Annotated in this window: 25 protein-coding genes and 1 pseudogene; 11 read left to right on the top strand and 15 right to left on the bottom strand. The window is 68.2% G+C overall.

The annotated features are described in order from the left end of the window. Window positions 1-129 (top strand): annotated as a pseudogene (locus tag KBY97_RS13205) (photosystem II D2 protein (photosystem q(a) protein)); the annotation flags it as partial. Window positions 130-273: 144 nt separating this feature from the next. Continuing rightward, a complete protein-coding gene (locus KBY97_RS13210) occupies window positions 274-1899 on the top strand; it encodes a DUF2079 domain-containing protein (protein ID WP_255147603.1) in 1626 nt (541 codons plus the stop codon). Window positions 1900-2226: 327 nt separating this feature from the next. Here KBY97_RS13210 and KBY97_RS13215 read toward each other — a convergent pair whose 3' ends face one another. From KBY97_RS13215 to KBY97_RS13225, 3 genes are read right to left on the bottom strand one after another with little or no spacing between them, the layout of a single operon-like run. Then, window positions 2227-3918 carry a glycosyltransferase family 39 protein gene (locus KBY97_RS13215; RefSeq protein WP_255147604.1) on the bottom strand — a complete coding sequence of 564 codons (1692 nt, stop codon included), beginning with the start codon at window positions 3916-3918 and terminating at the stop codon, window positions 2227-2229. 4 nt (window positions 3919-3922) lie between these two features. Further along, on the bottom strand, window positions 3923-5437 hold the full coding sequence (locus tag KBY97_RS13220; RefSeq protein ID WP_255147605.1) for a glycosyltransferase family 39 protein: 1515 nt from the start codon (window positions 5435-5437) through the stop codon (window positions 3923-3925). Between the two features lie 27 nt (window positions 5438-5464). Then, window positions 5465-7579 carry a glycosyltransferase family 39 protein gene (locus tag KBY97_RS13225; RefSeq protein WP_255147606.1) on the bottom strand — a complete coding sequence of 705 codons (2115 nt, stop codon included), beginning with the start codon at window positions 7577-7579 and terminating at the stop codon, window positions 5465-5467. A gap of 165 nt (window positions 7580-7744) precedes the next feature. On the opposite strand from KBY97_RS13225, the gene KBY97_RS13230 reads away from it, so the two are divergent. From KBY97_RS13230 to KBY97_RS13240, 3 genes are all read left to right on the top strand, one after another. Beyond that, a complete protein-coding gene (locus tag KBY97_RS13230; protein WP_255147607.1) occupies window positions 7745-9355 on the top strand; it encodes an iron uptake porin in 1611 nt (536 codons plus the stop codon). 289 nt (window positions 9356-9644) lie between these two features. Continuing rightward, window positions 9645-11306 carry an iron uptake porin gene (locus KBY97_RS13235; RefSeq protein WP_255147608.1) on the top strand — a complete coding sequence of 554 codons (1662 nt, stop codon included), beginning with the start codon at window positions 9645-9647 and terminating at the stop codon, window positions 11304-11306. A 117-nt stretch (window positions 11307-11423) separates the two neighbouring features. Next, complete coding sequence (locus tag KBY97_RS13240) at window positions 11424-12119, top strand: J domain-containing protein (RefSeq protein ID WP_255147609.1); 696 nt, start codon at window positions 11424-11426, stop codon at window positions 12117-12119. A gap of 6 nt (window positions 12120-12125) precedes the next feature. Here the strand turns inward: KBY97_RS13240 and ndhO are convergent, their stop codons facing one another. Continuing rightward, a complete protein-coding gene (gene ndhO, locus KBY97_RS13245) occupies window positions 12126-12368 on the bottom strand; it encodes an NAD(P)H-quinone oxidoreductase subunit O (protein WP_255147610.1) in 243 nt (80 codons plus the stop codon). Between the two features lie 96 nt (window positions 12369-12464). Here ndhO and KBY97_RS13250 point away from each other — a divergent pair, with 96 nt between their 5' ends. Then, window positions 12465-13409, top strand: a complete 945-nt coding sequence (locus KBY97_RS13250) for a TIGR01777 family oxidoreductase (RefSeq protein ID WP_255147663.1) — start codon at window positions 12465-12467, stop codon at window positions 13407-13409. On the opposite strand, the gene KBY97_RS13255 is transcribed toward KBY97_RS13250, so the two are convergent. The 4 genes from KBY97_RS13255 to KBY97_RS13270 all read right to left on the bottom strand — a co-directional run bounded on the left by KBY97_RS13255 (window position 13345) and on the right by KBY97_RS13270 (window position 15803). Next, entirely contained in the window at window positions 13345-13623 is a 279-nt protein-coding gene (locus tag KBY97_RS13255; protein ID WP_255147611.1) for a hypothetical protein, read from the bottom strand. The genes KBY97_RS13250 and KBY97_RS13255 overlap by 65 nt on opposite strands. Further along, window positions 13616-14839: a lipid-A-disaccharide synthase-related protein gene (locus KBY97_RS13260; RefSeq protein ID WP_255147612.1), complete on the bottom strand. Its 1224-nt coding sequence runs from the start codon at window positions 14837-14839 to the stop codon at window positions 13616-13618. Before KBY97_RS13260 ends, KBY97_RS13255 begins: the two co-directional genes overlap by 8 nt. A gap of 8 nt (window positions 14840-14847) precedes the next feature. Continuing rightward, the gene (locus tag KBY97_RS13265; protein WP_255147613.1) at window positions 14848-15273 is read right to left on the bottom strand and encodes a hypothetical protein; all 426 of its coding nucleotides are present in this window, start codon (window positions 15271-15273) and stop codon (window positions 14848-14850) included. A 125-nt stretch (window positions 15274-15398) separates the two neighbouring features. Next, window positions 15399-15803, bottom strand: coding sequence for an iron-sulfur cluster assembly accessory protein (locus KBY97_RS13270; protein ID WP_255147614.1), 405 nt, complete (start codon window positions 15801-15803; stop codon window positions 15399-15401). Between the two features lie 183 nt (window positions 15804-15986). Here KBY97_RS13270 and zds point away from each other — a divergent pair, with 183 nt between their 5' ends. Genes zds through KBY97_RS13285 form a run of 3 tightly spaced genes read left to right on the top strand, consistent with a single transcriptional unit; the run spans window position 15987 to window position 18614 of the window. After that, window positions 15987-17504 carry a 9,9'-di-cis-zeta-carotene desaturase gene (zds, locus tag KBY97_RS13275; protein WP_255147615.1) on the top strand — a complete coding sequence of 506 codons (1518 nt, stop codon included), beginning with the start codon at window positions 15987-15989 and terminating at the stop codon, window positions 17502-17504. 5 nt (window positions 17505-17509) lie between these two features. After that, window positions 17510-17974 (top strand): SRPBCC family protein, encoded by a 465-nt coding sequence (locus tag KBY97_RS13280; protein ID WP_255147616.1) that lies wholly within the window; start codon window positions 17510-17512, stop codon window positions 17972-17974. 28 nt (window positions 17975-18002) lie between these two features. Continuing rightward, complete coding sequence (locus KBY97_RS13285; RefSeq protein ID WP_255147617.1) at window positions 18003-18614, top strand: hypothetical protein; 612 nt, start codon at window positions 18003-18005, stop codon at window positions 18612-18614. On the opposite strand, the gene KBY97_RS13290 is transcribed toward KBY97_RS13285, so the two are convergent. From KBY97_RS13290 to KBY97_RS13310, 5 genes are read right to left on the bottom strand one after another with little or no spacing between them, the layout of a single operon-like run. Then, a complete protein-coding gene (locus tag KBY97_RS13290) occupies window positions 18601-19452 on the bottom strand; it encodes a uroporphyrinogen-III synthase (protein ID WP_255147619.1) in 852 nt (283 codons plus the stop codon). The genes KBY97_RS13285 and KBY97_RS13290 overlap by 14 nt on opposite strands. 3 nt (window positions 19453-19455) lie before the next feature. Next, window positions 19456-20649, bottom strand: a complete 1194-nt coding sequence (locus KBY97_RS13295; RefSeq protein ID WP_255147621.1) for a TPR domain-containing glycosyltransferase — start codon at window positions 20647-20649, stop codon at window positions 19456-19458. A 50-nt stretch (window positions 20650-20699) separates the two neighbouring features. Next, a complete protein-coding gene (locus KBY97_RS13300; protein WP_255147622.1) occupies window positions 20700-22346 on the bottom strand; it encodes a glycoside hydrolase family 3 N-terminal domain-containing protein in 1647 nt (548 codons plus the stop codon). Beyond that, window positions 22339-22788 carry a 30S ribosome-binding factor RbfA gene (gene rbfA, locus KBY97_RS13305; RefSeq protein WP_255147624.1) on the bottom strand — a complete coding sequence of 150 codons (450 nt, stop codon included), beginning with the start codon at window positions 22786-22788 and terminating at the stop codon, window positions 22339-22341. The genes KBY97_RS13300 and rbfA overlap by 8 nt, the downstream gene beginning before the upstream one ends. A gap of 2 nt (window positions 22789-22790) precedes the next feature. Beyond that, entirely contained in the window at window positions 22791-22997 is a 207-nt protein-coding gene (locus KBY97_RS13310) for a DUF751 family protein (RefSeq protein ID WP_255147625.1), read from the bottom strand. 187 nt (window positions 22998-23184) lie between these two features. On the opposite strand from KBY97_RS13310, the gene KBY97_RS13315 reads away from it, so the two are divergent. Next, on the top strand, window positions 23185-23943 hold the full coding sequence (locus KBY97_RS13315) for a glutathione S-transferase family protein (protein ID WP_255147626.1): 759 nt from the start codon (window positions 23185-23187) through the stop codon (window positions 23941-23943). Here the strand turns inward: KBY97_RS13315 and KBY97_RS13320 are convergent. Then, entirely contained in the window at window positions 23903-24634 is a 732-nt protein-coding gene (locus tag KBY97_RS13320) for a DUF6816 family protein (RefSeq protein WP_255147627.1), read from the bottom strand. The two genes, KBY97_RS13315 and KBY97_RS13320, sit on opposite strands and share 41 nt — an antisense overlap. A 13-nt stretch (window positions 24635-24647) precedes the next feature. On the opposite strand from KBY97_RS13320, the gene KBY97_RS13325 reads away from it, so the two are divergent. Next, the gene (locus KBY97_RS13325; protein WP_255147629.1) at window positions 24648-24917 is read left to right on the top strand and encodes a chlororespiratory reduction protein 7; all 270 of its coding nucleotides are present in this window, start codon (window positions 24648-24650) and stop codon (window positions 24915-24917) included. Between the two features lie 12 nt (window positions 24918-24929). Here the strand turns inward: KBY97_RS13325 and KBY97_RS13330 are convergent, their stop codons facing one another. Then, window positions 24930-25544 carry a shikimate kinase gene (locus tag KBY97_RS13330; protein ID WP_255147631.1) on the bottom strand — a complete coding sequence of 205 codons (615 nt, stop codon included), beginning with the start codon at window positions 25542-25544 and terminating at the stop codon, window positions 24930-24932. Window positions 25545-25597: the final 53 nt, after the last annotated feature.

Genomic DNA, 25597 nt, shown 5'->3' on the forward strand with positions numbered 1-25597 from the left:
TTCGAAACCTTCTACACGAAGAACATTCTTCTGAATGAAGGTCTGCGTGCCTGGATGGCACCGGCTGACCAGCCGCATGAAAACTTCGTCTTCCCTGAAGAGGTTCTGCCCCGTGGTAACGCTCTCTGATTGCTTCAGAGACTCTTGACTCCATGCATGAAGCGCCCGTAAGGGCGCTTTTTTTGGGCCACCAGCGGCTCGCCCGCGCAGCCCTCATGGTGGCCCGGCAGGCCTGCCCATAAGGTGGGCCTCGCGTTCCGTTCATCCGGTCCCATGCCTGAAGCCCTTCGGCATTGGTTCGGTGCCCTGCTGCGTCCTTACCCGGTGCCGCTGCGCTGGGCGGCCGTGCTGTTCTTTGCGCTCGGCCTGCTGGTGCAGTGGTGGCGGCTGGCGAGTTTCACGGCCAGCTTTGATCAGGCGCTGTTTTATCAGCTGCTCTGGTCCACCTGGCAGGGCCACCCGTTTGAGAGCACGCTCTCCTCTGAGCTTTCTGCGGCGGTCACGGTGCATGATCTGCCGCCTCAGCTGGGCTATCTGCACATCGCTCAGCATAGCAATCTGCTCACAGTTATGGCGGCGCCGTTGTTATCGCTGCTGGGTCTTTGGACTCTGCCGCTGCTGCAGGTGGTGCTTCTGACAGCCGCCGGACTTGTGCTGTTTCGCATGGCCCAGGAGGTCTTGCCGGAGCCCCTGGCGGTGCGGCTTGCGGTGGCCTACTTCGCTGCCGGTACGGTGATCGGCCCGCTGGTGGAGAACTACCACGATCTCTGTGCGATTCCGTTGCTTGGCTTCCTGCTGATCCGCAGCCTGCTGAAGCACCGTTGGGGCACCACCCTGCTCTGGCTGGTGCTGCTGTGCCTGGTGCGCCAGGACGCCGGCATCACGGCGTTTTCGATCGGCCTGTGGGCTCTTGTGCGCTGCCCTGGCTCGCGCCGCCAGGGGTTGGTGGTGATGATTTACAGCGTGGCCTATGTGGCCCTGCTCACCGCCGTGGTGCAGCCGCAGTTCGGTGCGGATCTTTCCGACCGCTTCATGCAGGAGAAGTTCGCGCCCTTCATGGCCGGCCGCGAAGGCGGCGGCACCCTGGTGCTGCTGCAGTCGATGCTGCAACAGCCCGGCCTGCTGCTGCGGGAACTGCTCTCACCCCCCGGCCGCACCCTCACCTTCCTGCTGGCGATCGCCTTGCCGCTGGCCCTGATCCCGTTGCGCTCGGTGGATGTGGGGCTGCTGATCGCGGCACCATTGTTTGTCCCGCTGGTTTCCCAGGGGATGAGCGCGCTGTCGGTGACGCTCCGCTATGTGATGTTCCTGGTGCCGGCCCTGTTCGCCGGCACCATGCTCTGGTGGCAGACGCATCTGCCCTTGTTCCAGCAGCGTGGCTTTCGCCGCTGCTGGACCGGTGCCCTGGCCCTCTCGCTGGTGCTCACTCTCACCAGCAATCCCTACCGCAGCTTTTCGGCGCTGATCCCCGACAGCTTTGATCCCTGGGTGCATGTGTCGATCCCTGGCATGCTGCGCCGCGCGGCCACGGCCAGGGAGATGGTGGACCTCGTGCCTCCCCTGGCCTCCGTGGCAGCGGACACCCCGCTGCTGCCCAGGCTGGCGGGCCGGGAGGTGGCGCTTCGCTATCCCCGCAACGACACCTACCGCGACAGGGACGGCCAGGTGCGCCCTGTCGACTGGATCGCCGCCTTCCCCGCCTACTACCACCCCTACCGCCAGGTGTTCAAGACCGAGCGTGGGGTGGAGAGGGCGCTGCGTGAGCGCACCCGGGAACAGCTCACCAGTGGCCGCTATGGCGTGGTGGCCTGCCGGGATGGGGCCTTTGTGCTGCGCCGCCAGGTGCCTTCAAAGCCGGAACTGGCGGGCTGCATCGACCGCGCGCTGGCGGATTCCTAGTCGCCTTTAACAGCAATCGTCGCTAGATTTTCGAGGTTGTGTCAGCAGTGGGGTGGCTCGCCTTCGGGCATGAGCCGCAGGCCCCGCCGGCTGTCGTTGTCCTGTTTTCAGGAGGAGGTGCCCGTGAGTCACAGTTGTTTTCAAGAGGGTCTGCTGATCGCGGAGAACGCCGTCTGATTTCAGGCAGCTAGTTCCAACGTCAAACGGTTTCGCGCCATAGCGGATCCGGCGAGCGCCCCCATTCGCAGGCTTCGGTCCGCGGGTGGGGGCATCGTTCTGCTCAGTCCTCAGTCCTCAGTCCTCAGCTTTTCGCTGCCAGCACACACTTCAGCCCGCCGGATCGCCTGGCAGCCGGCAGCGCCAGCGCTGCCAGTCGGGTTCCGCCAGGCCCTCCAGCCGGCAGCTCACGTTGCGCTCTAGCAGGCTGTCCGGCAGCGGGTCAACGGCGCGCTGGATGAAGTCGAACCCACCGGGAGGCAGCGCAGACAGCCGCTCTCCGCGCGGCAGTCGCTGGATGGCTCCCTGGGCATACCAGCGCAGGCTGGGCCGCTGGGCCGCCTTGCCCGCCAGGTAAACCGGTTGCGGCGGCTCCCCGGCGTTGCCGCTGCGGGCCAGCTCAGCCACCGGCAACACCGACCAGGTTTCATTCAGTTCCCAGTTCCAGAGCGGACTCTGGAAGAACAACAGCAACGACAGCCACCACCCGGCCACCAACAGACCCGCCCCCAGCTGACGACCTAACGCCGCCGGGCGGCTCAGCAGGATGCCGCCGGCCAGCAGGCCCAGCCCCGCCGGAATTACCAGCGGCGCCAGTGGTGCCAGCCTGCCGCCGCCGGCCAGCAGAACCACCAGAGGCAGCAGCAGCAGCGCGCCGCCAAGCAGGGCCCAGAACCACGGCAGGCGCCGCAGGATCCGCTGCCGGCCCAGGTCTTCGGACGGCTGCATCAGAGCGGCCAGCAGTGGCCCGCAGAGCAGGGCGAAGGGCAGCCATAGCGGGTGGCTGTACCAGGGGAGCTGGGTGCGCAGCGGCAGGATTGAAGCGGCGATCACCAGTTGCAGCACCAGGCACCAGCGCCCCCAGCTGCGATGGCGCTGTCGCCAGGCGATCACCACCGCCAGGGGCCAGAGCGGCAGCCAGGGCCAGCCGCCCTCCAGCACCTCGATCACCGGCACCCGCCAGCCCAGCTCGCTGCCTTCGCCCGCCTCCAGCAGCACCCGGGTCACCCCGTCGCCGCCCCAGAGCCAGAGCGCGTCACTGCCTCGCATGAGCGCATGCCAGCCGTGCCAGGCCAGCCCGGGCAGCAGGCCCACGCCGAGGGCCGCCAGCAGCGGCGCCAGGGCACGGCGCGGCCGCTCCGGATCCAGCACCAGGCCAGCGAGGCCGGCGGCCAGCACCGGCAGCAGGATCGGGGCCTTCAACATCAAGAGCGCGCTGCCAGCCAGGCCGGCAGCCAGCCCCCAGCGCCAACCCGCTCCGGCCCCGCTGGAACGGCTGCGCAGCAGCGCCCACCAGAGCAGCCCCATGGCGGTGAGCTGTGCCCCATCCAGCATCGCCAGCCGCCCGTGGCGTGCCACCGGCAGCAGGGTGAGCAGGATCGCCCCGGTCGCCAGGGCGGCACGGCTGTCGCCTGGCCGCAGCTGCAGCTGCACTAGGGCCCCCACCGGCACCACCAGGGAGGAAAGCAGGGCCGGCACCAGCCTTACCACCCATTCCGGCGGCAGCGCCTGCGCTGGCGCCTGGCTCAGCTGGCGCCAGAGGCCGATGGTGGCGGCGATCAGCACGTGCAGCCCAGGCGGTTTGTTGAGGTAGGGACTGCCCCAGATCGTGGGCAGCCAGCCTTCCGGCAGGCCCCGGTTGGCGATCTCCAGCGACACCCGCGCCACGATCCCCTCGTCCCAGTCGCGAAAAGGCAGGTTGCCCAGGCCCGCGACAGCGAGCACCACAGCGGCGAGCCAGAGCAGCAGCAGGCCCCGCCAGGGAACGGCGCGGGGCGGGGTCTGGGAATAACGGGCGGTCATGGGCTCAGCCTGCCGGCGGCACGGCCCCGGCGGCCGGCAGCGGAATCACGAAACTGGGGCCGCTCTGGCAGCCCGGTGGCTGGTCGCAGACCCAGCGTTTCAGGCGCGTTTTGCGCTCGCCATCGGGAAAGGGTTCATAGCTTTCGATCACCGCGAAGCTGCCGGCCAGCGCATCGGCGCCGCCCGCCCGCCAGGCCGCCGCATCGCGCCGCATCAGCCGCTGAGGGCTCACCAGCCATCCCTTGCGGTTGGCCAGATAGAGCACGGTGGGGTCGGAACCACTCGCCACCACCACCTTGGCCCCGGGCGGTGTGCGCGCCTGGATCTGCTGCGCCAGCTCCCACACCGGGGATCCGGCCACCCGTTCCCGGCTCCAGTAATCCACACCCAGCACCGTGAGGCTCACCAGGATCAGCAGCGTGAGCAGCACCAAGGCCCCTTGCCGCCCCCAGATCGTGGCCTGCTGCCGCAGACGCACCCAGCCCAGGCCCATCAGCGGGCAGGCGAACAGCATCAGCGGCAGTTGGTAATACTCATGCACAGCGCTGGATTCCGGCGCCAGCGCCCCGGCCAGCAGCACGGCCGCCAGCCCCACCGGCAGCACGCGCGCCTGCGGGCCGGGCCTGGCCAGCAGGCCCAGCACCAGCAACGGCAGCCCCAGCACGGCCAGGTTGCGCACGCTCACCCGCAGCCCGAGCCCGAGCCAGTACCCCGGCGCGAACAGGTCGGTCCAGCTGTAACGGTTGGCCTCGCCGCCCCAGAAACCGAAGCTGAGGCCACTGGCCAGGCCCAGCTGGTGGGCATGCCAGTACCAGGCCGCCGTGACCGCCAGCGCCAACAGGGCAAACAGCCAGCTGCCCGCCCGCCGCGCGATCTTCCAGCGGTGGGCCTGGCCCCACAGCCACAACAGCGGCAGGCCCAGCCACAGGAAGGGCAGCACCTTGATCAGGCAGGCGGCGGTGAAGGCCAGCCAGCTCACCCCCAGGGCCGCCAGCCTGCCGCCGCGCAACCAGGCCAGAAAGCGTTCCAGCGCGAGGGCCGCCAGCAGCATCAGCGCCGCTTCCGGCTGCACGGTGCGTCCGTAGAACACTGGAATCGGCAGCAGGGCATAGAACAGTCCGCCCCACCAGCCGGCCCGCTCCCCCACCAGCTGGCGGCCGATCCGCACCACCAGCACGATCGTGAGCAGGCTGCAGAGCACGGACAGGCCCCGCGCCAACCACTCCTGCACCCCGAACAAGCGGTAGAGCAGCGCAACGGTGTAGGGATACAGCGGAAACTCCGCCTCCACCACGCCGCTGCCAGCTCCGCCCCAGTCGATCTGAGGCGTGAGCAGGTTCATGCCCTGCTCGGCGAAGTTGCGGGCCATCGCCGCCGTGTCGGCCTGCCTCCAGCTGTGGATGCCGAGGATCGGGGCCTGGATCTGGATCAGCCGCAACGTGGCCCCCACCAGCAGCGGAAGCCACAGCGGCAGGGTCGTGGCGGGTTTGGAGGCGGAAGCCGGCGCCGCAGCGGCCATCGGCAGAGATCAGGCGTGGGCAGGAGGCTACCGGCCCTCTTTGGCGCCGGCTTCGATGCGGGCCTCCACCGAGGCAATCGCCGCCTCAACGGCGGCGCGGGTGCCGGGGATGCGGCGCAGATCGCCGCCGAGGCTGCCGGCCACGTGCATCAGCCCGTCCAGCACCGGTTCGTCGTGGCGCAGGCGCGCCGCCTCGGCCACAGCCGCCGCCTGCCAGGGGCGCCAATCGGCCAGCAGCACCACGGCGCGGTACGCACTCGGCCACGGATTGGTCGGGTCCACCGCCTCCAGGCGCTCGAACCGTTGGGCGGCGGCGGCCGGGCGGTTCTGGAGCACCTCCAGCAGCGCCAGCGACCAGAGCGCCTCGCGGTCGGCAGGGTTGCTGTTGAGCTGGGATTCCGCCCAGGCGCGCACGCGCTCCTGATAGAGGAAGTGCCCTTCGAGCTGATGTTCCGGCCCGATCGCGTCGAACACGGCGCCCAGGCCCGCTGGGCCCTGCTCAAGACCACGGGCAAGCGCGATGAAGCGGGCATCGAACGGCGCCGCTGCCGGCGCATCGGGCCGCCGCTGCCAGAGCTCAAGTTGGCGGTCTCTGCTCCAGGGCCAGCTGCGCACCAGGCTGAAGCGGCCATCGCTGCGCACGCTGTGGCTCAGCCGCCTGGATTCCTTGCGCTTCGTTCCCTGGTCACCGCTGGCCAGCAGCAGCCATTGGGCCTGCTGCAGCACCAGGGCATGCTCCCGTTCCTGCTTGCCGCTTTCCCGCCCGAGCAGCTGCCCGCCCCCCAGGCGCCCGAAGGTGCTCACGTTGTGCTGGTTGACGTCAGCGGTTGTGGGGATCACCACCACGGTGGTCGGAGCGTTCCCCACGCGCTGGCGCAGCAGGTTGACGATGTCAGGCACGGGCGCCTTCGCGCGAGGCTGCAGGTCTTCGGCACGCCCAGCGGCCGTGGCGACCCCTGTTCCCAGCAGGCCCGCGCCCAGCAGCGCGACCCCCAGCCGGTGGCCGAAGCGCGACCGGGCCGCCAGCAGCAGCACCCACCAACCGCGTGCCAGCACCATCACCAGCAATGGCAGCACCGGGGCGATGTAACGCGCGTCCTTGTTCGGGCTGAGGCTGGTGAACAGCCAGCCGGCGATGGCACACCCCAGCAACCAGCCCCAGCCGGAGCCCCTGCTGCTGGATTCCTCTGGTGGCCCAGATCCCTGTCTCCGCGGCGATGAAGCCGGACCACGCCAGCGCCGCCAGCCTGCCAGTGCCGCCCCCGCGGCCCCGGCAGCGAGCATCGGCGTACCGAGCTGGGCAGGCCAGAGCTTGGGGTACCAGAACAGGCTGGCCAGGCTGAGGGGCGATGGATCGCCTTCAGCGGCGCCCGATTCGAGCACGGCCCGGTTGGTGCCGCCGATGGTGGTGATCCAGTTGTGCTTCAGCCAGGGGAAGGCCACGGCCAGCACCAGAGCCAGGGCGGCCCCAACCTGCAGGCGGCGACCCGGCTGCCGCAGGCCTGTGCCGGCGGCCCACAGGCACGGCAGCAGCAGCACCAGCAGGGCGCTCTGCTTCACCATCACGGCGGCTGCCACAGCGGCTGCCGCCGTCAGCGCCTGGCTCCAGCGTCCACCCTGCGGAGCGGGGGCGCACCAGCATCCCAGCCGCCAGAGGGCCAGCATGGCGGTGGCAGTGAGCGGCAGGTCCAGGGTGAAATCCACCCGCAGCGCTGCCATGGCGGGCGCCAGGCACACAAGCGTGGCGGCCAGCAGGCCGAAGCTGGGCCCGTCCAACTGACGGCCCCAACAGGCCACTACCACCAGCAACAGCAACTGCCAGATCGCCAGTGCCCAGCTGGCCTCGTCCGGGCTGTCGCCGCTGAAGGCCATCACGCTGCCATTCACCAGGCTGGCCAGCGGCGGAATCTTCGGGGAGAGATCCAGCAGGGAACTCCAGCCCTGCCAGCCGCCGCCGGCCAGCAGGCCGAGGGCGCGGCCATGGTCCACGGCGGTGTTGAGGTATTCGGCCTGATCCCAGGCCGGCAACCGCTGATCAAGCCGCAACCAGAGCCTGTCGGCGAAGGTGCTCAGCAGCCAAAGCAGGCCAAGGCCCAGCCACCACGGCCAGGCGCGAGAGGAACGGGAAGCCAGGATGTTCAAGCTGGGCGCCCCAGTGTGGACCGGCCAGCAGCCGGCGAGCCACCGGGTGGCAAGCCGTAGCGCACACCGTCCATTGTCTTTTCTGTCACATCCGACCTGGTAGCTGCTTGAAGCTGCCGGGAAGATGTGGTCGGCGCATTGCGCCCCTTTTTGTGTGAGGACACAATGAAACTCTTCCAGCAACTGCTGCTGGCACCTGCCGCTCTGGGGCTTCTCTCCCCGATGGCCGTGTCCGCTGCAGAACTCAACCTCGACGGCGTCAACCAGTACGCCACTGAGGAGCAAGTCACCAGCATCAACCAGTTCTCCGACGTTCAGCCCACTGAGTGGGCCTACCAGGCGCTCTCGAACCTGATCGAGCGCTACGGCTGCGTCGCCGGTTATCCCGACGGCACCTTCCGCGGCAAGCAAGCCCTCAGCCGCTGGGAAGCAGCTGCTCTGCTCAACGCCTGCCTCGATCGCGTCACTGAGGTGACCGACGAGCTGCGCCGTCTGCTCAAGGAATTCGAAGCCGAACTGGCCGTGCTCAAGGGCCGTGTCGATGGCCTCGAAGCCAAAGTCGGCGAACTGGAAGCCAATCAGTTCTCCACCACCACCAAGCTGAGCGGCAAAGCCACCTTCGTGATTGGCGCCAACGCTTTTGGTGGTTCCAACGCCCAAGGCCTTCTTGGAGTCACCCGTAACCAGCAGGGCGCTACCGCCTTCAACTACGACCTCCAGCTTGATTTCAACACCAGCTTCACCGGCAAAGACCTGCTGCGCACCCGCCTGCGCGCCGGTAACTTCGGCTCCTCCCCTTGGGGCAATGGTCCTGTCGGCCTCAACGCCCTTGAAGCCGGCTTTGAAGAGCCTTCCGGTGCCGATAGCGTCGGCATCAACCGCCTCTTCTACCAATTCCCCATCGGCACCGGCTTCACCGCCACCGTGGGTGGCCGTGTCCGTCAGGACGACATGCTGGCTGTCTGGCCGAGCGTGTATCCCGCTGACACCGTTCTCGACATCTTCACCTACGCCGGCGCTCCCGGTGCCTACAGCCTTGCCCTCGGCTCAGGTGCTGGCCTCTGGTGGCAGAAGGACGGCTTCAGCGTCAGCGCTAACTACGTTGCTGTGAACGGCAACTCAGGCAACCCCAGCGAGGGTGGCATCGGCACCTCCGGCTCGGCTCAGACCGGTACCGTCCAGGTTGCCTACACCCAGCCCAACTACGGTCTGGCTGTTGCCTACGTCTATACCAGCCCTGAAGCTGGTCAGGCTGGCCTCTACGGCGGCAACGGCACCCCGCTGGCTGTCACCGGCTTTGCCCTTTCCAGCGCCGTCAACTCCATTGGCGTCAGCGGTTACTGGCAACCCTCCACCTCTGGCTTCGTCCCCTCGATCAGCGCTGGTTGGGGCCTCAACTCCCACAAGGCCACCTTCGCTTCCGCTGGCAACCCTGCTAATGGCGGCCTGGCGAACGTGATCGACGGCGCCCAGACCCAGTCCTGGTACGTGGGCCTGCAGTGGAGCGATGTGTTCATCAAGGGCAACGCAGCTGGCATGGCCGTCGGCCAGGCCACCTTCCTCACCCAGTCGGGTGACGACTCGGCGCTGTCCCCCAACGACGGCAACTACGCCTGGGAGTGGTGGTACAAGTTCCAGGTCACCGACAACATCAGCGTGACCCCTGCCATCTTCTACCTGAGTGCACCGCTCGGCCAAACCATCCGAGGTACTGGTTTCAACGACGCCACGCTGACCAACTTCGGCGGCCTCGTCAAGACCACCTTCAAGTTCTGATCCTGTCCCTCTTCACTTGAATCGTTCGGCCTGAGCCCCTCACACATTGCTCAGGCCACTACGACCAATTTGAGTGAACGACCATCGGCTAATCAGGTCATTGACCCCACCATCAGGTGGGGTTTTTTATTGGCCAAATCCCAGGTGCGGTCTCGAATGTGACCAAAATCACCGCGTGTAGCCTGGGATACTTCATCGGGTAGCTCAGGACAGGCGGAAGGCGTGACCAGTTCATACAATCTGCATGCTTCACTACAGAAGCATCCCCTCAATTGGTGTGAGGACTCTCATGAATCGCCTTCAGCACTTGTTGCTGGCTCCTGCCGCTCTTGGCCTGCTCGCCCCCGTGGCAGCTTCGGCTTCGGACCTGAACATGGATGGCGTCAATCGCTATGCCAATGTCAAGGAACAGGTCACCAGCATCAATCAGTTTTCTGATGTTCAGCCCACCGAGTGGGCCTATCAGGCGCTCTCCAACCTGATCGAGCGTTACGGCTGCGTCGCCGGTTATCCCGACGGTACCTTCCGCGGCAAGCAAGCCCTCAGCCGCTGGGAAGCCGCTGCTCTGCTCAACGCCTGCCTTGATCGCGTCACTGAGGTGACCGACGAGCTGCGTCGCCTGCTCAAGGAATTCGAAGCTGAACTCGCCGTGCTGAAGGGCCGGGTGGATGGCCTCGAAGCCAAGGTGGGTGAACTGGAAGCCACCCAGTTCTCCACCACCACCAAACTCCGAGGTCAGGCCACCTTCGTGCTGGGTGCCGTCAATGCCGGTGGCAACAGCACCAGCACGGCTTTCGGCACGGCCACCGGCAACCGGGCGCGTGAAAACTACAACGCCCAGTTCGGCGCCACCACCTTCAACTATGACGTTCGCCTGAACTTCAACACGAGTTTCACCGGTAAGGACCTGCTCCTCACCCGCCTGCGCGCGAACAACTTCAACAACGCCTTCAATGGCCGGGGTGTGAACCTCACGGCCCTTGATGTTGCCGGCAACAGCGATGATTCGGTCTTCATTGATCGTCTCTTCTACCGCTTCCCCGTTGGCAAGGACTTCACGTTCACTCTTGGCGCCAGGGCTCGCGGCACCGAGATGCTGGCTGTCACCCCTTCGGCGTACGGCCGGGCCGACAAGATCCTTGATCTGTTCAGCCTTCATGGCGCTCCTGGCGTCTACAACAAGGCCACTGGCCCTGCGGCCGGCATCATCTGGAGGCAAACCGTTCCCAAGGGAAGAGCTCGCTTCAGCGCCAGTGCCAGCTACACGGCTCAACAGGGTTTCTCCGGCACCGCCTTCGATGGCAACCCTGACGCCTGCTCCAGCGCCGAGGGCGGCATCGGCACGGATTGCGCCCGCGGCAACATCCTGGCTCAGCTGAACTACACCGCCCCCCAGTGGAACATCTCGGCGGCTTACCGCTACGGCCAACAGGCCACCAACTTCCGTCGCGGCACCAACTTCGTCGCTTCGAACAGCTGGTTCCTGGCCAGTGGTGATTCCAACAGCGTGGCGGTGAACGCCTACTGGCAGCCCAAGAAAGGTGGTTTCATCCCCTCGATCAGCCTCGGCTGGGGCCTCAACAGCCTTTCCGGCAACGAGACGCGCTCCAGCGGCGTTGAATTCGCCACGCCCTTCGTGAGCGAGTCGCAAAGCTGGTTCGTTGGCCTTGAGTGGAAGGACCTCTTCGCCAAGGGCAACGCTGCCGGCATGGCCGTGGGTCAGCCGGTGTTCGCCACCCAGCTGAAGTCAGGCACCACCGCTGGGCTCAACACCAGCCCGGATGACGGCAACTATGTCTGGGAGTGGTGGTACAAGTTCCAAGTGACCGACAACATCTCGATCACTCCGGCGATCTTCTACCTCAGCCGTCCCCTCGGCCAGCTCACCGGCCCCAGCGATCAGTCCTTCAGCGTGTTCGGCGGCCTCGTGCAGACCACCTTCAAGTTCTGAAGACCGGTTCTCCAGTTCAACCCTCCTCACACACCACACGGCCTCCCGGAAACGGGGGGCTTTTTTTCGCGTTTGCGCTCCAGCGTGGAGATGATGGCACCGCTCCCGGGCTGTTGGATGGCCACTCCTCCCACCTCCGCCAACCCCTATGCCGTGCTCGGTGTGGGCGCCCAGGCCAGCGCCGCCGAAATCAAGGCGGCCTACCGGCAGCTGGTGAAGCGGCACCACCCGGATGCCGGCGGCGATGCGGCCACGATCGTGGCGCTCAATGCCGCCTGGGAGGTCTTGGGCGACCTTGAGCGTCGCCGTCTCTACGACAGCACCCACAGCCCTGGGCTGGGCGGCGGCAGGCCGACGTCTGTGCGGGGTGTGCGCGTGCAGGCCCCAGCCCCCGACAGCCGCGGCGCGGCCCGCGACGGGGAACTGCTGGTGTGGCTGCAGCGGGTGTATGCGCCGATCGACCGGCTGCTCGGGCAGGTGATCCTGGCCTTCCCGGGTGAGCTGCGCGCCCTCGCCGCCGACCCCTACGACGACCTGCTCATGGAGGCGTTCTGCGCCTTCCTGGAACAGAGCAAGGCCAAGCTCGACAAAGTGCAGACGCTTTACAGCTCCATGGCCTGTCCGTCGTCGGCCAAGGGATTTGGCCTGAGCCTCTACCACTGCCTCAGCCAGGTGGAAGATGCCTTGGCGGAACTGGAGCGCTACACCCTCGGCTACGTGGACAGCTACCTCCACGACGGCCGCGAGATGCTGCGCGAAGCCAAGCGCCGCCGCAGCCTGATGAAGGAGGAGCGGCGCCGGCTGGATCTCTGATGTGGTTCAGCAGGCTTCGAGCTGATCGAGCTGCAGCCACACATCAGGCACGGGCAGGCGCCAACGCAGCTGGGCGTAATCGCCTTTCACGGCGAGCACTTCGCCGGGCCCCTCGAACAGGTAGGCCGGTGGCGTGGGATCGCTGGCCGCCGCTTCCAGGCTGCCGGCGTATAGCGCCGCATTCACCTTCACCAGGCTGCCTTTCTTGATCGGTGCGGGCTTGATCGGGGCGGGTGCGGTGTCAGCCATCACGACAGTGATCGATGCGCGCAGGTTAGGGCCCCTCTCCGGTCGCCTCGGCCACCGGTGCCAGCCCTACCGTTGAACCAGTGCGTCCTCCCTGCTGTGCGGCTGTTTCTGCTCGGATGTACCGGCTTCATCGGCCGTGAACTGGTGCCCCTGCTGCAGCGGAAAGGGCACAGCTGCACCCTGCTGAGCCGGCAGCCGGCCAGCGCCAGCGCCGGGGGCGGCTCCGGCTCCGGCAGTGTGGTCCGGCTCCAGGGAGATCCCGCTGACTCCGCCACCTGGAGGCGCCCCGACGTGCTCGAGGCCCTGGCCGATGCCGAGGGGGTGGTGAACCTGGCCGGTGAGCCGATCGCCGACCAGCGCTGGACCCCGGAGCACCGCCAGCGCCTGCTCGACAGCCGGCTGGTGACCACCACGGAGCTTGTGGAGGCCATGGGCCGCTTGAGCACCCCGCCTCTTGTGCTCGTCAATGGCTCGGCCGTGGGCTACTACGGCAACAGCCCGAGCGGCAGTTTCACCGAGGCCTCACCGCCGGCGGCCGACTTTCTCGGCCAGCTCTGCGCCCAGTGGGAGGCGGCAGCCGATCGCGCCACCTTGGGCATCCGAGTCGTGAAGCTGCGCATCGGCATCGTGCTTGGCGCCGACGGTGGCGCCCTCGGCAAAATGCTGCCGGTGTTCCGCACCGGCTTCGGGGGGCCCGTGGGTTCGGGCCGCCAGTGGATGAGCTGGATCGAGCGCACCGATCTGTGCCGGCTGATCGCCGCCGCCCTGGTGGATCCGGCCTTCGCAGGTGCTTACAACGCCGTGGCACCCACGCCCGTCACCATGCAGGCCTTCGCTGCCAGCCTGGGGCAAGTGCTGGGCCGCCCGAGCCTGCTGCCGGTGCCGGCTCCGGTGCTGCAGCTGCTGCTCGGCGACGGCGCCAAGGTGGTGCTTGAAGGGCAGCAAGTGGTGCCCGAACGCCTGCAGAAGCAGGGGTTCAGCTTCCAGTATCCGGATGTTGCTTCTGCGCTCGCCGCTGCCACCAGCCCAGGATCCCGCTGAGCACGGCTGCCGCCATCAGCAGGCCGATCGCCGGGGTGAACAGAGGCTCCCACAGCTGCTGAAACAGCTTCAGGGGCGCCTCAACATTGCGGCTGTGCAGGGCGATCGCCAAGCCGAACCACACGGCTCCAGCGATCACCAGAAACACATTGGCCACCAGGAGGTTGTCGAGCCAGCCCTTCAGGCGAACGCTCAGGGATTGCGGCTCAGACATCGCTCAACACCGCATGGATCTCTCGGACCATCCTGGCAGCGCCGCCGGGACCCCCGATGCGCTCGAGGCCATTGCGGCGGCAGCGTTCTGCAAAGGCGGGGTCCGCCAGGGCGGTGAGCAGGCCGGTGGCCAGGGCCGCCGTGCCGGCCAGGCTGGCTTTTGAACCGGGCTCGCCATCGCTGCAGGCCAGCGACGGACCCAGCAGCCGGCGTTGCGCCTCGGCGAAGCTGACCGTGAATTGCGGGCCCTGGCCCACCAGTTGCAGCACCGGTTTGCCCAGTCCCACGGCCTGTTCGGCCGCCGTGCCGGTCATGGAGAGCAGCAGGTCGCTCTGCTGCACCACCGCCGCGAAGCCCCCCCACACCAGGTGCAGCACCAGCGGACCCCGTTCCAGCCGGTCGCCCTGCAGGGTCCACCCCAGCGGGGCGGCGCACTGGGCCACCAGCTCACGCTGAAGATCCTTCACCAGCGCTGCCACCAGTTCAAGCCGCTGCCGTTGCTGCCACGACGGCGGCAGCCGCACCAGCACCTTCAGCATCAGTTCCAGATTGCGCAGCGCTTCCGGCAGCCGGCTGCCCGGCAACAGGCCCAGCAGCCTGGCCCCGGTGCTGAGACGCGGCTCCAATGGCTGCAGCGGTGCCGCCGGCTCCAGCGCCCGGTCCAGGAACGGGTTGCCGAGGAAGTGCACCGGGCGGCCCAGCTGGGCCGTGAGATCGGTGGCGGTGAGGCTGTCGCGGCTGTACACCCGCTGGAAGCGGGCGTTGCGCAGGCACCACCCGCAGGGCCAGGGCAGGCGCAACCGCCCTTCGTAATGGCTGGAATAGGCCACCAGATAGGTGACCACAGGCCGGCAGCTCAACCAGGCCGCCAGCACCGGCAGCACATCGCCGATCACCACGACCAGGTCGAAACGCCGCGACTGGGTGAGGAACAGGACTAGGCGCCTGATCACGTAAGTCACCTGCCCCTGGAACAGCTCCGTGAGGCGGCCCGCCAGGCTTGTGTAGCCCAGTCCACCGGTGCTGTAGGTGCGGGTGCGGCCCAACACCGGCACCCCCGCCTGCTGGTAGGCGTGCCCGTGGCCCACCAGGGGCAGTGCCGCCACCTCGGCCCCGCTTGCCAGCAGCTCCTGGCCGATCAGGCTGCCGCTGAGGTCTTCCCCATGACCATTGCTGATCAGCAGGATGCGTTTCGTGGCCGTTGCTGGGGGCGACACCGTCCCGTTCACCCCTTCAGCCAGGCCTTCACCTTCTCCAGCGCTCCCCAGCCGGGCCGCCGCCGGAGGCCATCGGCGATCGATTCCTGCAGCTCGTTGCCCAGCTCGGGCGCCACGGCCGTGACCCTCAGAACCATGTCGATGTGTTCGCGCACGCCCTTGGCGCCGGTTTCGAGCATGGCCACCGAAAGATTCACCCGCGACTGTGGATCCTGCGGATTGAGTTTCACGGCCATGCGCGCTGAACGCAGGGCCGCCACAGGCTGATCGTCGAGCAGCTGCAGCCAGGCCAGGCAGGTCCAGCCCGCAGCCAGCCGCGGGGCGGCGTCGGTGATCGCCTGGAATTCGGGGATCAGTTCGGCGGGCTCGTCACCTTCCTGGTAGCGGCGAATGGCCTGCTCGAAGGCGGATTCAGTGGAAGCGTCCGTGGCCATCGTGGACACTGCGGCAAGGAAGTGCCCCTCAGATTCCCACGCCGTGGGCAGGAGCTCGGCCTCTCAGGCGGCCAGCAGGTGGCGGCGCCAGCCGTTGGTGCAGAGCGTTGGTTCAAGCCGTTGGCTCAGACCGCGAACGAGCTGCCGCAGCCGCAGGTCTGGCTGGCGTTGGGGTTGGTGAAGTTGAAGCCGCCACCAATCAGCGCGGCGCTGAAATCCAGCTGCATTCCATAGATGTAGAGCAGGCTCTTGGGATCGCACACCACGCGGAAGCTGGGGGCTCCATCGGGTTCGTAGGTGTACACCTCATCGTCGGCGCGGATGCCGCCCGCCTCAATGAAATCCATCGTGTAGCTCATGCCGCTGCAGCCGCCGGAGCGCACGCCCACCCGCAGCAGCTTCTCTTCGCCCTGCTGCCGCATCAATGTGCCCAGCTGATGCATGGCCGGAGCGGTGATCAGGATCCCCTTGCCATCGCGGCCGGTGTGGGTGAGGGGAGCGGCAGGGGCCGTCGGGGTGGAACTGCTCATGGGCGGAGCCTGAGGAAAGTGGAAACGTCGTGCGTGCACTCTATGGAGGGTGGCCGGTTTTCGAAGCCTCCGTACCCCCGCCTGGGCTCCTGCATCCCGGCGAGAACGGCCAGGCGGGAGCGGCCATCCGAACGCCGCGGCCTGCGCCGGCTCCATAGAGTCACGTTGTTCTGGAGGTCAAGGGTGCGGGTCGCCATCGTGGGTTCGGGTCTGGCCGGTCTGGCAGCCGCAGTCGATCTCTGCGACGCCGGCCATCAGGTGGATCTCTACGAAGCGCGGGCGTTCGTGGGTGGCAAGGTGGGTAGCTGGGAAGACGCAGACGGCAACCACATCGAGATGGGGCTGCACGTGTTCTTCTTCAACTACACCAACCTTTTCGCCCTGATGCGCAAGGTGGGGGCGTTCGAGAACCTGCTGCCCAAGGAGCACACCCACCTGTTCGTCAACAAGGGCGGCGACCTGCGTGCCCTCGATTTCCGCTTCCCCGTCGGGGCGCCATTCAATGGCCTCAAGGCGTTCTTCACCACCCCGCAGCTCGACTGGATCGACAAACTGCGCAATGCCCTGGCCTTGGGCACCAGCCCGATCGTGCGGGGCCTGATCGACCCCGATGGCGCCATGGGGGTGATCCGGGCGCTGGATCGCATGAGCTTCCGCGACTGGTTCGTTGGCCACGGCGGCAGCCCGAAGAGCATCGAGCGGATGTGGGATCCGATCGCCTACGCGCTCGGCTTCATCGACTGCGCCTCGATCTCGGCCCGGTGCATGCTCACCATCTTTTTGATGTTCGCCACCCGCACCGAGGCCTCCAAGCTCAATCTGCTGAAGGGCTCGCCGCACCGCTGGCTGCACCGGCCGATCCTCGATTACATCGAGGCCCGCGGCGCCAGACTCCACCTGCGCCACCGGGTGCTGGAGCTCTGCGCCAGTGAAGGTGCCAGCGATGGTGCCAGTGCTGACGGTCGGAGCGGCCCTGATGCGCTGGCGCCGCAGGTCACGGGTCTGCGGCTGGGCACGCCCGAGGGTGAGATCCACGTGGAGGCCGATGCCTACCTTGCCGCCTGCGATGTGCCGGGCATCCAGAAACTGCTGCCCAGTGCCTGGCGCCGCTACGAGCAGTTCGACAACATCTACCGGCTGGAGGCCGTGCCGGTGGCCACCGTGCAGCTGCGCTACGACGGCTGGGTGACCGAACTGGGGGATGGCGAAGCCCATGCGGCCGCCCGCTCCGATCTTCAGCACCCCGCCGGCCTGAACAACCTGCTCTACACCGCAGACGCCGATTTCAGCTGCTTCGCCGATCTCGCCCTGGCCAGCCCTGCCGATTACCGCCGCCAAGGCCAGGGCTCGCTGCTGCAGTGCGTGCTCACCCCGGGAGATCCCTGGATCGCCAAGGGGAACGAGGCGATCGTGGCGGCCGTCGATGCTCAAGTGCGGGAGTTGTTTCCGTCCGCCAGCCAACTCACGCTGCTGTGGAGCAATGTGGTCAAACTGGCCCAATCGCTCTACCGGGAGGCTCCTGGCATGGAACCGTTCAGGCCTGAGCAACGCACGCCAGTGAGCAACTTCTTCCTGGCCGGCAGCTACACCAAGCAGGATTACATTGATTCCATGGAAGGGGCCACCATGAGTGGGCGCTTGGCGGCCGGCGTGATTCTTGATCAGCCGGTGGCGATGGCGTCACTCGGCGCGGCGGCCTGACGACCATGGGCCGTTGGTTGGAGCACAGCGTCACCACAGAGATCAAGGCCCCGGTGCAGCGGGTCTGGGAGGTGTGGAGCGATCTGGAGGCCATGCCCCTCTGGATGCGCTGGATCGAGTCTGTGGTCACCCTTGATGATCCGGACATCACCGATTGGACCCTGGCCGCCCAGGGCTTCCGCTTTCACTGGAAGGCCCGCATCTCCCAGCGCGTGGAGGCCCAGCAGCTGCACTGGGAATCGGTGGGGGGTCTGCCCACCAAAGGAGCCGTTCGCTTCTATCCTCAGGGCGATTCGCTCACGGTCGTCAAACTGACCGTGAGTTACGAACTCCCTGGGGTGCTCGCACCACTGATGGAGCCTTCGATCCTCGGTGGCATCGTCACCAAGGAATTGCAGGCCAATCTTGATCGTTTCAGGGATCTTGTCGAGCGTGGACTTGTCGAGCGTGGAAATGATGCCCAGCCCTGATCAGCGTTCTGCTTCCGGCCCCAGCTTCGTGGCCGGAAGCTTGTTCTGTTCGCCTGGCAAGCGTTTCCTGGCGCCCGCAGCCCTGCTGGTGCTTTCCAGCTTGATGGCATGCGGCGGAGCGCCCGAGGCGAGCGCGCCGCCGCCGCCCGCCCCTGCTCCGCCCGCCCAACCCGCCGAGGCCGCAGGGGCACCTGCCACTGCTCCTGCCCCCACTGGCGCTGCCGCCGCCCCGGCAGCGGCCTCGGCCCCACCAGCTCTGCTCGCCGGCCTCACCCCCTTGCCCAGCAAGCAGCAGGTGCTGGCGGCGGCGCCGACCGATCGCCCCGATCCCTTCGCGCCGGTGATCCGGCCCCAGTCCGCCGGAGCGGCGGCTGGCGCCGCCTCCAGGCCGGCCGGCCCAGGGCCGCTGCGGCTCCCCGAAGATTTCCGCTTCAGCGGGGTGATCGCGATTGCGGGAGTGCCTCAGGCCCTGGTGCAGCGCTCTGAACAGAGCGGCAGCGTGGTGGTCGGCGACCAGGGCGGGCGCTCCACCCGGCTGATTCCCAACGGCTGGGTTGTCACCGAAATCGACGTCCAGAACGGCCGCCTGCGCATGCGCCTGGGCAAGCAAACGATCAGCGCCGCCCTCAGACCGACCTGACCGGCCTGCTGATGCCTGCCACGCAGGCTCTTACCAGGCCGTGGAGGTCATGGGGGTCGGCTTCCGCGTCGACCCGGCCCAGCAGTTCCATGCAGCGGACACTCGTCTGCGGGCCAATCGAGATCAGCGCCACCTCATCGAGAGCCGCCCGCCAGTCGCTGCCGAAGCTGCGCTCCAGCAGCGCGCAGGTGTGCTGCACGGTCTTGCCGCTGCTGAAGGTGAGCGCATCCACCTGGTCGGCCCGCAGGGCGGCTGCTGTGGCCAGGGGCAGCTCCTGCGGGCAGCGGGATTCGTAGGCCGGCACCTCCACCACGCGGGCGCCGGCGGTGGCGAAGGCTTCGCCCAGGTGGGTGCGACCGCCGCTCTGTACCCGGGGCAGCAGCAGGCGCAACCCCCAGCCTGAAACAGGGAAATGCTCAATCAGGCTGTCGGCCACGAAGGCCGGCGGCACGAAATCGGCCGGGACACCGAGCTGCTCCAGCCGGCGGGCTGTTGAGGCCCCAACGGTGGCGATCTTTACGCCCCGTGGTCGGTCGGCCAGGTTGCTGCCGATCCGCTCCAGCCGCGCTTCCACCGCTTCCACTCCGTTGGCGCTGGAGAACACCAGCCAGTGGAAGTCTTCGAGTTCGGCCAGGGCGTCATCCAGGGGCCCCCAGGTGTCCGGCGGCCCGATCACCAGGGCCGGCAGGTCGAGCACCCGGGCGCCGGCTGCCTCGAACAACCGGCGTGCTTCACCTTGCTGACTGGCCGCGCGCGTGACGACCACGCAGCGGTGCTGCAGGGGTGGCAGCGACACAGGTGGCAGCTTCAGCGGCGGTGGATTCAGCGGCTCCGGCATGGTTCAGGCCTCCAGCTTCACGATCGCGCCGGCCTGCTGGCGAAGCCGGTCGGCTTCTTCAGCGCGGCCTTGCTGACGCAGCAGGGCGATGGCCGTGCGGAAGCTGCCACGGGCCGCCTCAATGTTGCCGCCCAGCAGCTGGGCCGCCGCCAGGTTCTGGTGGGTTTCGGCGTGGTCGGGGGCGAGCTGCCGGGCGGCCGCGTAGGCCTCCAGGGCGCCGGCGATGTCCCCCTGGCGACGGCGGATCACCCCAAGGTTGTACCAGCCCAGCGCCACCTCGGGAGACAGCCGTACGGCGGCCTCACAGAGGCGGCTGGCTTCCTCCAGCGCACCGCGCTGCAGCAGCAGTGCGGAAAGGTTCAGCCGTGCCGCCAGGCTGAGGCGGGGGTTGAGGCCCAGGGCCAGGGCCTCCTGGTAGAGCAGCTCGGCCCGCGCCGGCGTGGCGCTGGCGTGGCCGATGCCCAGATGCAGCAGCAGCTCGTAGCGCTCCACGCGGGCGGAGGCAGGGCAGTGGGCGAGGGCCGCCTCCAGCAGGGCAATCCCCCGCTCCCGGTTCCCTTCGCTGATCTCCAGGCCGCCCAGCTTCGCGCTGGCATAGGGGTCGTTGGGGGTCTCAATCAGCTCCTGCTCCATCGCCTGGCGCAGGCGCTCCGCTTTGCGGCCGGCCAGCAGCAGATCGGGGCGGTAGCCGTCATGCACCAGGCAGGGCTGGGAGCAATCGGCAATGCGCCAGTGGGGTTCGGACGCCAGCACTGCCGCCACGCTGTCGTCCACCATCGCGTGATAAGCGCGGCTCCAGCGGATGCCTGGATGGCGGCGGAACAGGCGGCTCACGTTCGAATACGGCGATTGCCGCGCGCCCCGCTCGTAGCGCAGCAGGTTGATCAGCAGCACGTCCGGTTGGGCCATCAGCGCCTTGAGGGCCGGCCGTGCCTCCGGCAGCAGTTGCTCATCGGCATCCAGCACCAGCACCCAGTCGCCGTGCACCAGTTCCATGGCCGCATTGCGTGCCGGGGCGAAGTCGCCCGGCCAGGCGAGCTCGTGCACGGTCGCCCCCAGCTGCCTGGCGATCGCCACGGTGTCGTCGCTGGAGCCGGTGTCCACCACCACCATCTCCTGCACGAAGCCCGCCACCGAGTCGAGGCAGACCGCCAGCCGCTCGGCTTCGTCCCGCACGATCATCGACAGGCTGAGCATTGCAGGAGCCCCTGAGCTGGGGCCGAGGCTAGTGCCCCTTCCTCACCGGCTCAGTCGGTGAAGCCCCCCTCCAGGGCGCTGCGTGGCAGGCCCAACCGCTCCAGCAACTGGGCCTGGGCCAGGGGCATCTGGGCCAGGCTCCAGCCGGCCGGCAGCTCGGCGGGCAGCAGGGGTTGCAGGGTCTCCCAGAGGTAGGGGCTGCCGTAGACCGCCAGGCCAGCCAGGCGGGAGGCTGCCAGCAACTGCCGCACCACCGCGGCCCAGTGTTCCTCGCCGCCTGCGCTGCCCCGGAAGGGATTGCCCCGCACGAACAGCTGCAGCAGCACCGGGCCCTGCGGCAACCGCTCGATCGCCAGCGGCGCCTGGGGGTCGGCGCTCCAGGGGCTGGGGGCACGGCCATCGATCAGCACCGGCGCGTAGCCGCTCCCCAGCGGCCTCTGCAGCGCCGGTGCCAGCAGCGGCAGGAACGGATTGGCCAGGGTGCTGTCGAGCCGGATCAGGTTGACTCCGGGCCCAGGCGGCAGGCCGCTGGGCCCCTGGCTGCCGGTGCTGAGCTGTACCAGCTCCCGGCTGAGCGCGAGGTCATCCGCCGTTTCCAGTGCGGCCAGCGTGTGGGTCACCTGCAGCAGCTGGCCCGCCGCCGCAGGGCTGGCAGCGGCGTCAGCGGGCGGGTCCAGGTGGGCCAGCGCGGCATCACGCCGGTGCAGGCTCTGGGTGAGCCGCGCCCGGCTGATCCGGCCACTGTTGAGGGCCGCCACCAGCGCATCGATCGCGGCGTGGGCGTCGGCCGGCATGAGCAGCAGATCAGCTCCGGCTTCAAAGGCCAGCACCGCCGCCTCCCCCGCCCCCCAGCGGCCTGCGATCGCCTCCATCACCAGGGCGTCGGTCACCACCAGGCCACCGAAGCCGAGATCAACGCGCAGCAGCCCCTCCAGCACCCGGGCCGAGAGGGTGGCGGGGCGCTCAGGGTCCAGCTCGCTCAGCTGCAGGTGCGCGGTCATGACCGCGCCCACACCAGCGGCGATGGCGGCGCGGAAGGGCGGCAGCTCGATCGCCTCCAGCCGCTTGCGGTCGTGGGGGAGCACCGGCAGCGCCAGGTGTGAATCCACCAGCGTGTCGCCGTGGCCGGGGAAGTGCTTGGCACAGCAGAGCACCCCTTCCGCCTGCGCCGCCGCCACAAAGGCAGCAGCCAGCGCTCCTGCCGTGGCCGGATCCTCCCCCCAGGCCCGCACGTTGATCACCGGATTGGCGGGATTGTTGTTGACATCGCAGACAGGGGCCAGCAGCCAGTTCAGGCCCAGGGCGCGGGCCTGGCGGGCCGTGCAGCGGCCATAGCGACCAGCCAGCAGCAGCGCCTGCTCCCGGGCGCTGGCGAACAGGCGACCGAGTGCCAGGGGCGGAACCAGCCAGGTGGCGCCCTCAAAGCGCTGCCCGACCCCCTCTTCCACATCGGCGCAGAGCAGCAGGGGATGGCTGGCCCAACTGCTGAGCTGCTCGGTGCGAAGCCGCAGTTCCGCGGCGCTGCCGCCCAGCAGGATCACCCCGCCCACACCGGCGGCGAGCAGGTCGCGCAGCTCGCTGTTGGGAAGTTCCCAGCGGGGGTAGCGCCGCTGGCCGTCGCTGAGATGGCCGCTGCCGCGCACCACCAGCAGGCGGGCCACCTGCTCCCGCAGGCTGGAGGACGGGGGCTTAGTCACCTCGGTCGTCAGCGTCGCTGTCGCTTGGAAGCTCATCGAGGCCGCCTGGCTCCTCATCGCTGCCTGGCGGCACCTCACCCCGCTGCTCCCGTTCGCGTCCCAGCTCATTGAGCAGGCCAAGCACGGTGGTGCCCCGTTCCAGGCCCCGATCAAGATGGAACACCACTTCAGGCGTGCGGCGCATCTTCAAGCGACGGCCCAGCTCACCTTTCACATAGGCGCTGGCGGAACGGAGGCCCTCCATGGCCTGGTCGCGATCGGCTTCGCTGCCGTAGATGCTCACGAAGATCTTGCAGTACTGGAGATCGCCGGCCACATCCACGTTGGTGACGCTCACCATGCCCAGCGACACCCGCTCGTCTTTGATGCCGTTCACGAGCAGTTCGCTGATCTCACGCCGGATCAGAGCTGCGACCCGCTCGACCCGTCGGGTCTGTGCCATTGCTACGCCAGTGGTGCTGAGCCAACCATCGCACGCAGCACCAGCGAAAGACTCACCAGGCCACTCACCAGTGCCCCCACCAGCGCCACGGCGGTGACCGGGTTGCTGCGCCGCCGGGCCAGCGGCTCAAGCACCGAGTTGAACACGCCGAGGCCGATGGCGACCAGATAGCGCGGATAGCGGGTGACGTTGAGAAAGAATTCTTTCATGGGGCAGCCCTTCAGGCGATGGTGAGGTTCAGGCGGTGGAGAGTCGCGGGCGTGGGGGAGGCTCTGGCCAGGGTCAACACCTGGAGCCGCCCGGCTCAAGTTGGTGCTGAAGCCGAAGCCGAACCACCCACCTGCACGCGGGTCTCGATTCGATGGCTACTCTGCCGCCACCGGGTCAGGGCCGCCGATGCTGGAACTTCACCAGTTCAGACATTCCACCTTTTGCGAGAAGGTGCGGCTGATTCTGGCCGCCAAACGGCTTGATTACACCGTGGTGGAGGTCACGCCCGGTTTTGGCCAGCTGGCCCTGTTCCGCCTCTCCGGCCAGCGCCAGGTGCCGGTGCTGGTGGATGGCAGCGAGGTGATTGCCGATTCCTCCGCGATCGCCCTGCACCTGGAAGCCCACTACCCCACGCCCTCGCTGCTGCCGGTAGAGCCCCGCGCCCGCGCCCAGGTGCTGCTGCTTGAAGACTGGGCCGACACGGCGCTGGCGGCCGGGGGCCGCATGGCCTTGCTGCAGGCGATGGGCACGGACAGCGTGGTGCGCGGCGCCCTGCTCCCCGACGCCACCCCTGCTCCCCTGCGCTCCCTGCTCGGCGCCCTGCCGGGGGATCTGTTCGCCGGAGTCGGTGAAGTGATGGGCCGCTCGGAGCGCCAGCAGCTGCAGACCAACCTTGAGCAGCTGGCGGCGTTGGTGAGCAGCCACCCCTATCTGTTCGGCGATCAGTTGTCGCTGGCCGATCTGGCGGTGGCGGCCCAGTTGTCGCTTCTGCTGTTTCCCGCCAGCGCCGGTGCTCCGCTGGCGGGCCGGGGCGTCGCCGGCGTGGCCGACCACCCCCTGCTCGAAGGGCTGTTCCGCTGGCGCGATGCCATCTACGCCGAGGTGGGGCGGCAGGCAGAACCGGTCAGCGCCGCTGACCCTGAGTCAGCGTCAGCGGCGGCGTAGAAACCTGCTGCAGATCCAGGCGGAAGCTGTGTGTGTGGAGTGGCATGGCTGCCAGCCCGTTCTCCGGTGAGGGATAGGTGGCCTGCCACTGCATGGCGTGCAGCCTGACCGGCTGGTCGGGTGAGAGCGCAGCAGGTTCGTAGCGGGTGAGGGTTTCCACCCTGCTGACCCGGGCGCCACCGGGGCCGTGCACCACCTGCAGCGCCAGTTCATCGGCGATGAAGCGGCCTCCGGGTTTCGCTTGGCTGAGCCGCCCCACCACTGTGGATTCCAGTGACAGATCGCCGCGCAGGCTGGCGAGCTGGCGGTTGGGGTTGGCCGGGTCATTGGCCACCGCCAGCAGTTGCGCTCCCAGTAGCGCCTTGCCCACCTGGGCGGCATTGAAGGCCCGATCCCCCACCAGCTCGCCGCGCTGGTTGCGCGCGAAGCGCACCCGATACGTCAATGGGGCAGCGCTGCCTGGCACCATCTCCTCGCTGCGCACCTCCCAGGTGCCTTCAAAGCTGTCGGGGTATACGAGGTCGTGGCGGCCGGGGCGCGGCAACGGTGCCGGCAGGCTCCAGTCGGGCCAGTGGGCCAGCCGTTCCGCCAGCACCCCGCCCCCGGCAGGGGCCACGGCTGGCTCGGGCGGCTGCACCTGGGCGGCGCCGAGGGGCCAGATCGCCAGCAGCACCGCCAGGATGGGGCCCATCAGTGCGGCTGCCATGTCCGATCCCCTGCTGCGCGAACTCGATCATTACGTGGTGCTGGAGCCTTCCGCTCCTGAAACCTGTCTCACGGCCGCTGAAACGCTGCGGTGGCTGGAAACCACCCTGGCCGCCATGGCCGCGCCACCGCAGGAGCTGGCCCATCTGCCCAGTGATGCAGCCCGCGCCCAGCGCCTGCTCGACACCGCCTGCGAGCTGGAATTGGAGCCGGGTGTGGCGGTGCAGTGGTTTGCGGTGCGGCTGGAGGCACCCAGCCGCCCGGATTGAGTTCCGCCCGGTTCATTGGGCCGGACCTGACCGATCTGCAGGTGCTTCCGGCGGCTGCGGAGGCTCCTTCAGCACCTCGGGCAGCGCCGCCAGCAGCTGCTCGGCCACTGCCTGCGGCGAACGGCCGTCCTGCAGCACCTGCAGATCGGCTTCGGCGTACAGCGGCCGGCGCTGCTGCAGCAACTCCCGCAGCCGGGCGGCTGGATCTGCGCTCTGCATCAGCGGGCGGGGGGTGGGATCGGCGGCGAGCCTCTCCAGCAGCAGCTGTTCTGGGGCATCCAGCCACACCACCACCCCCTGCCGCAGCTGCCCCCAGTTGCCCGGCCGCGTGACCACACCGCCGCCGGTGGCCACCACCAGCGAGTGCCAGCTGGCGATGCTGCTGAGCACCTGCGTTTCCAGCTGTCTGAATCCCGCTTCCCCATCGGCTTCGAACACCGCGGCGATCGAACGCCCGGCCGCCGTCTCGATCACCTGGTCCGCGTCGATGAAGTGATAGCCGAGGGCTTCGGCCAGGGGCCGTCCCACGGAACTCTTGCCCGCCCCCATCATTCCGATCAGATAGATGTTCATGCCGCTGAGCCGTTGCCTCAGGGCCTGGTGCGGATGGGCAGGGGCGGCAGGCATGGTCGGGGAATGGAACGGCGCAGGGAGGAGATCCCTAGGATGGCTCCTGAGGC

The organism is Synechococcus sp. ATX 2A4 (genome assembly GCF_024346375.1).
GTDB lineage: Bacteria > Cyanobacteriota > Cyanobacteriia > PCC-6307 > Cyanobiaceae > MW101C3.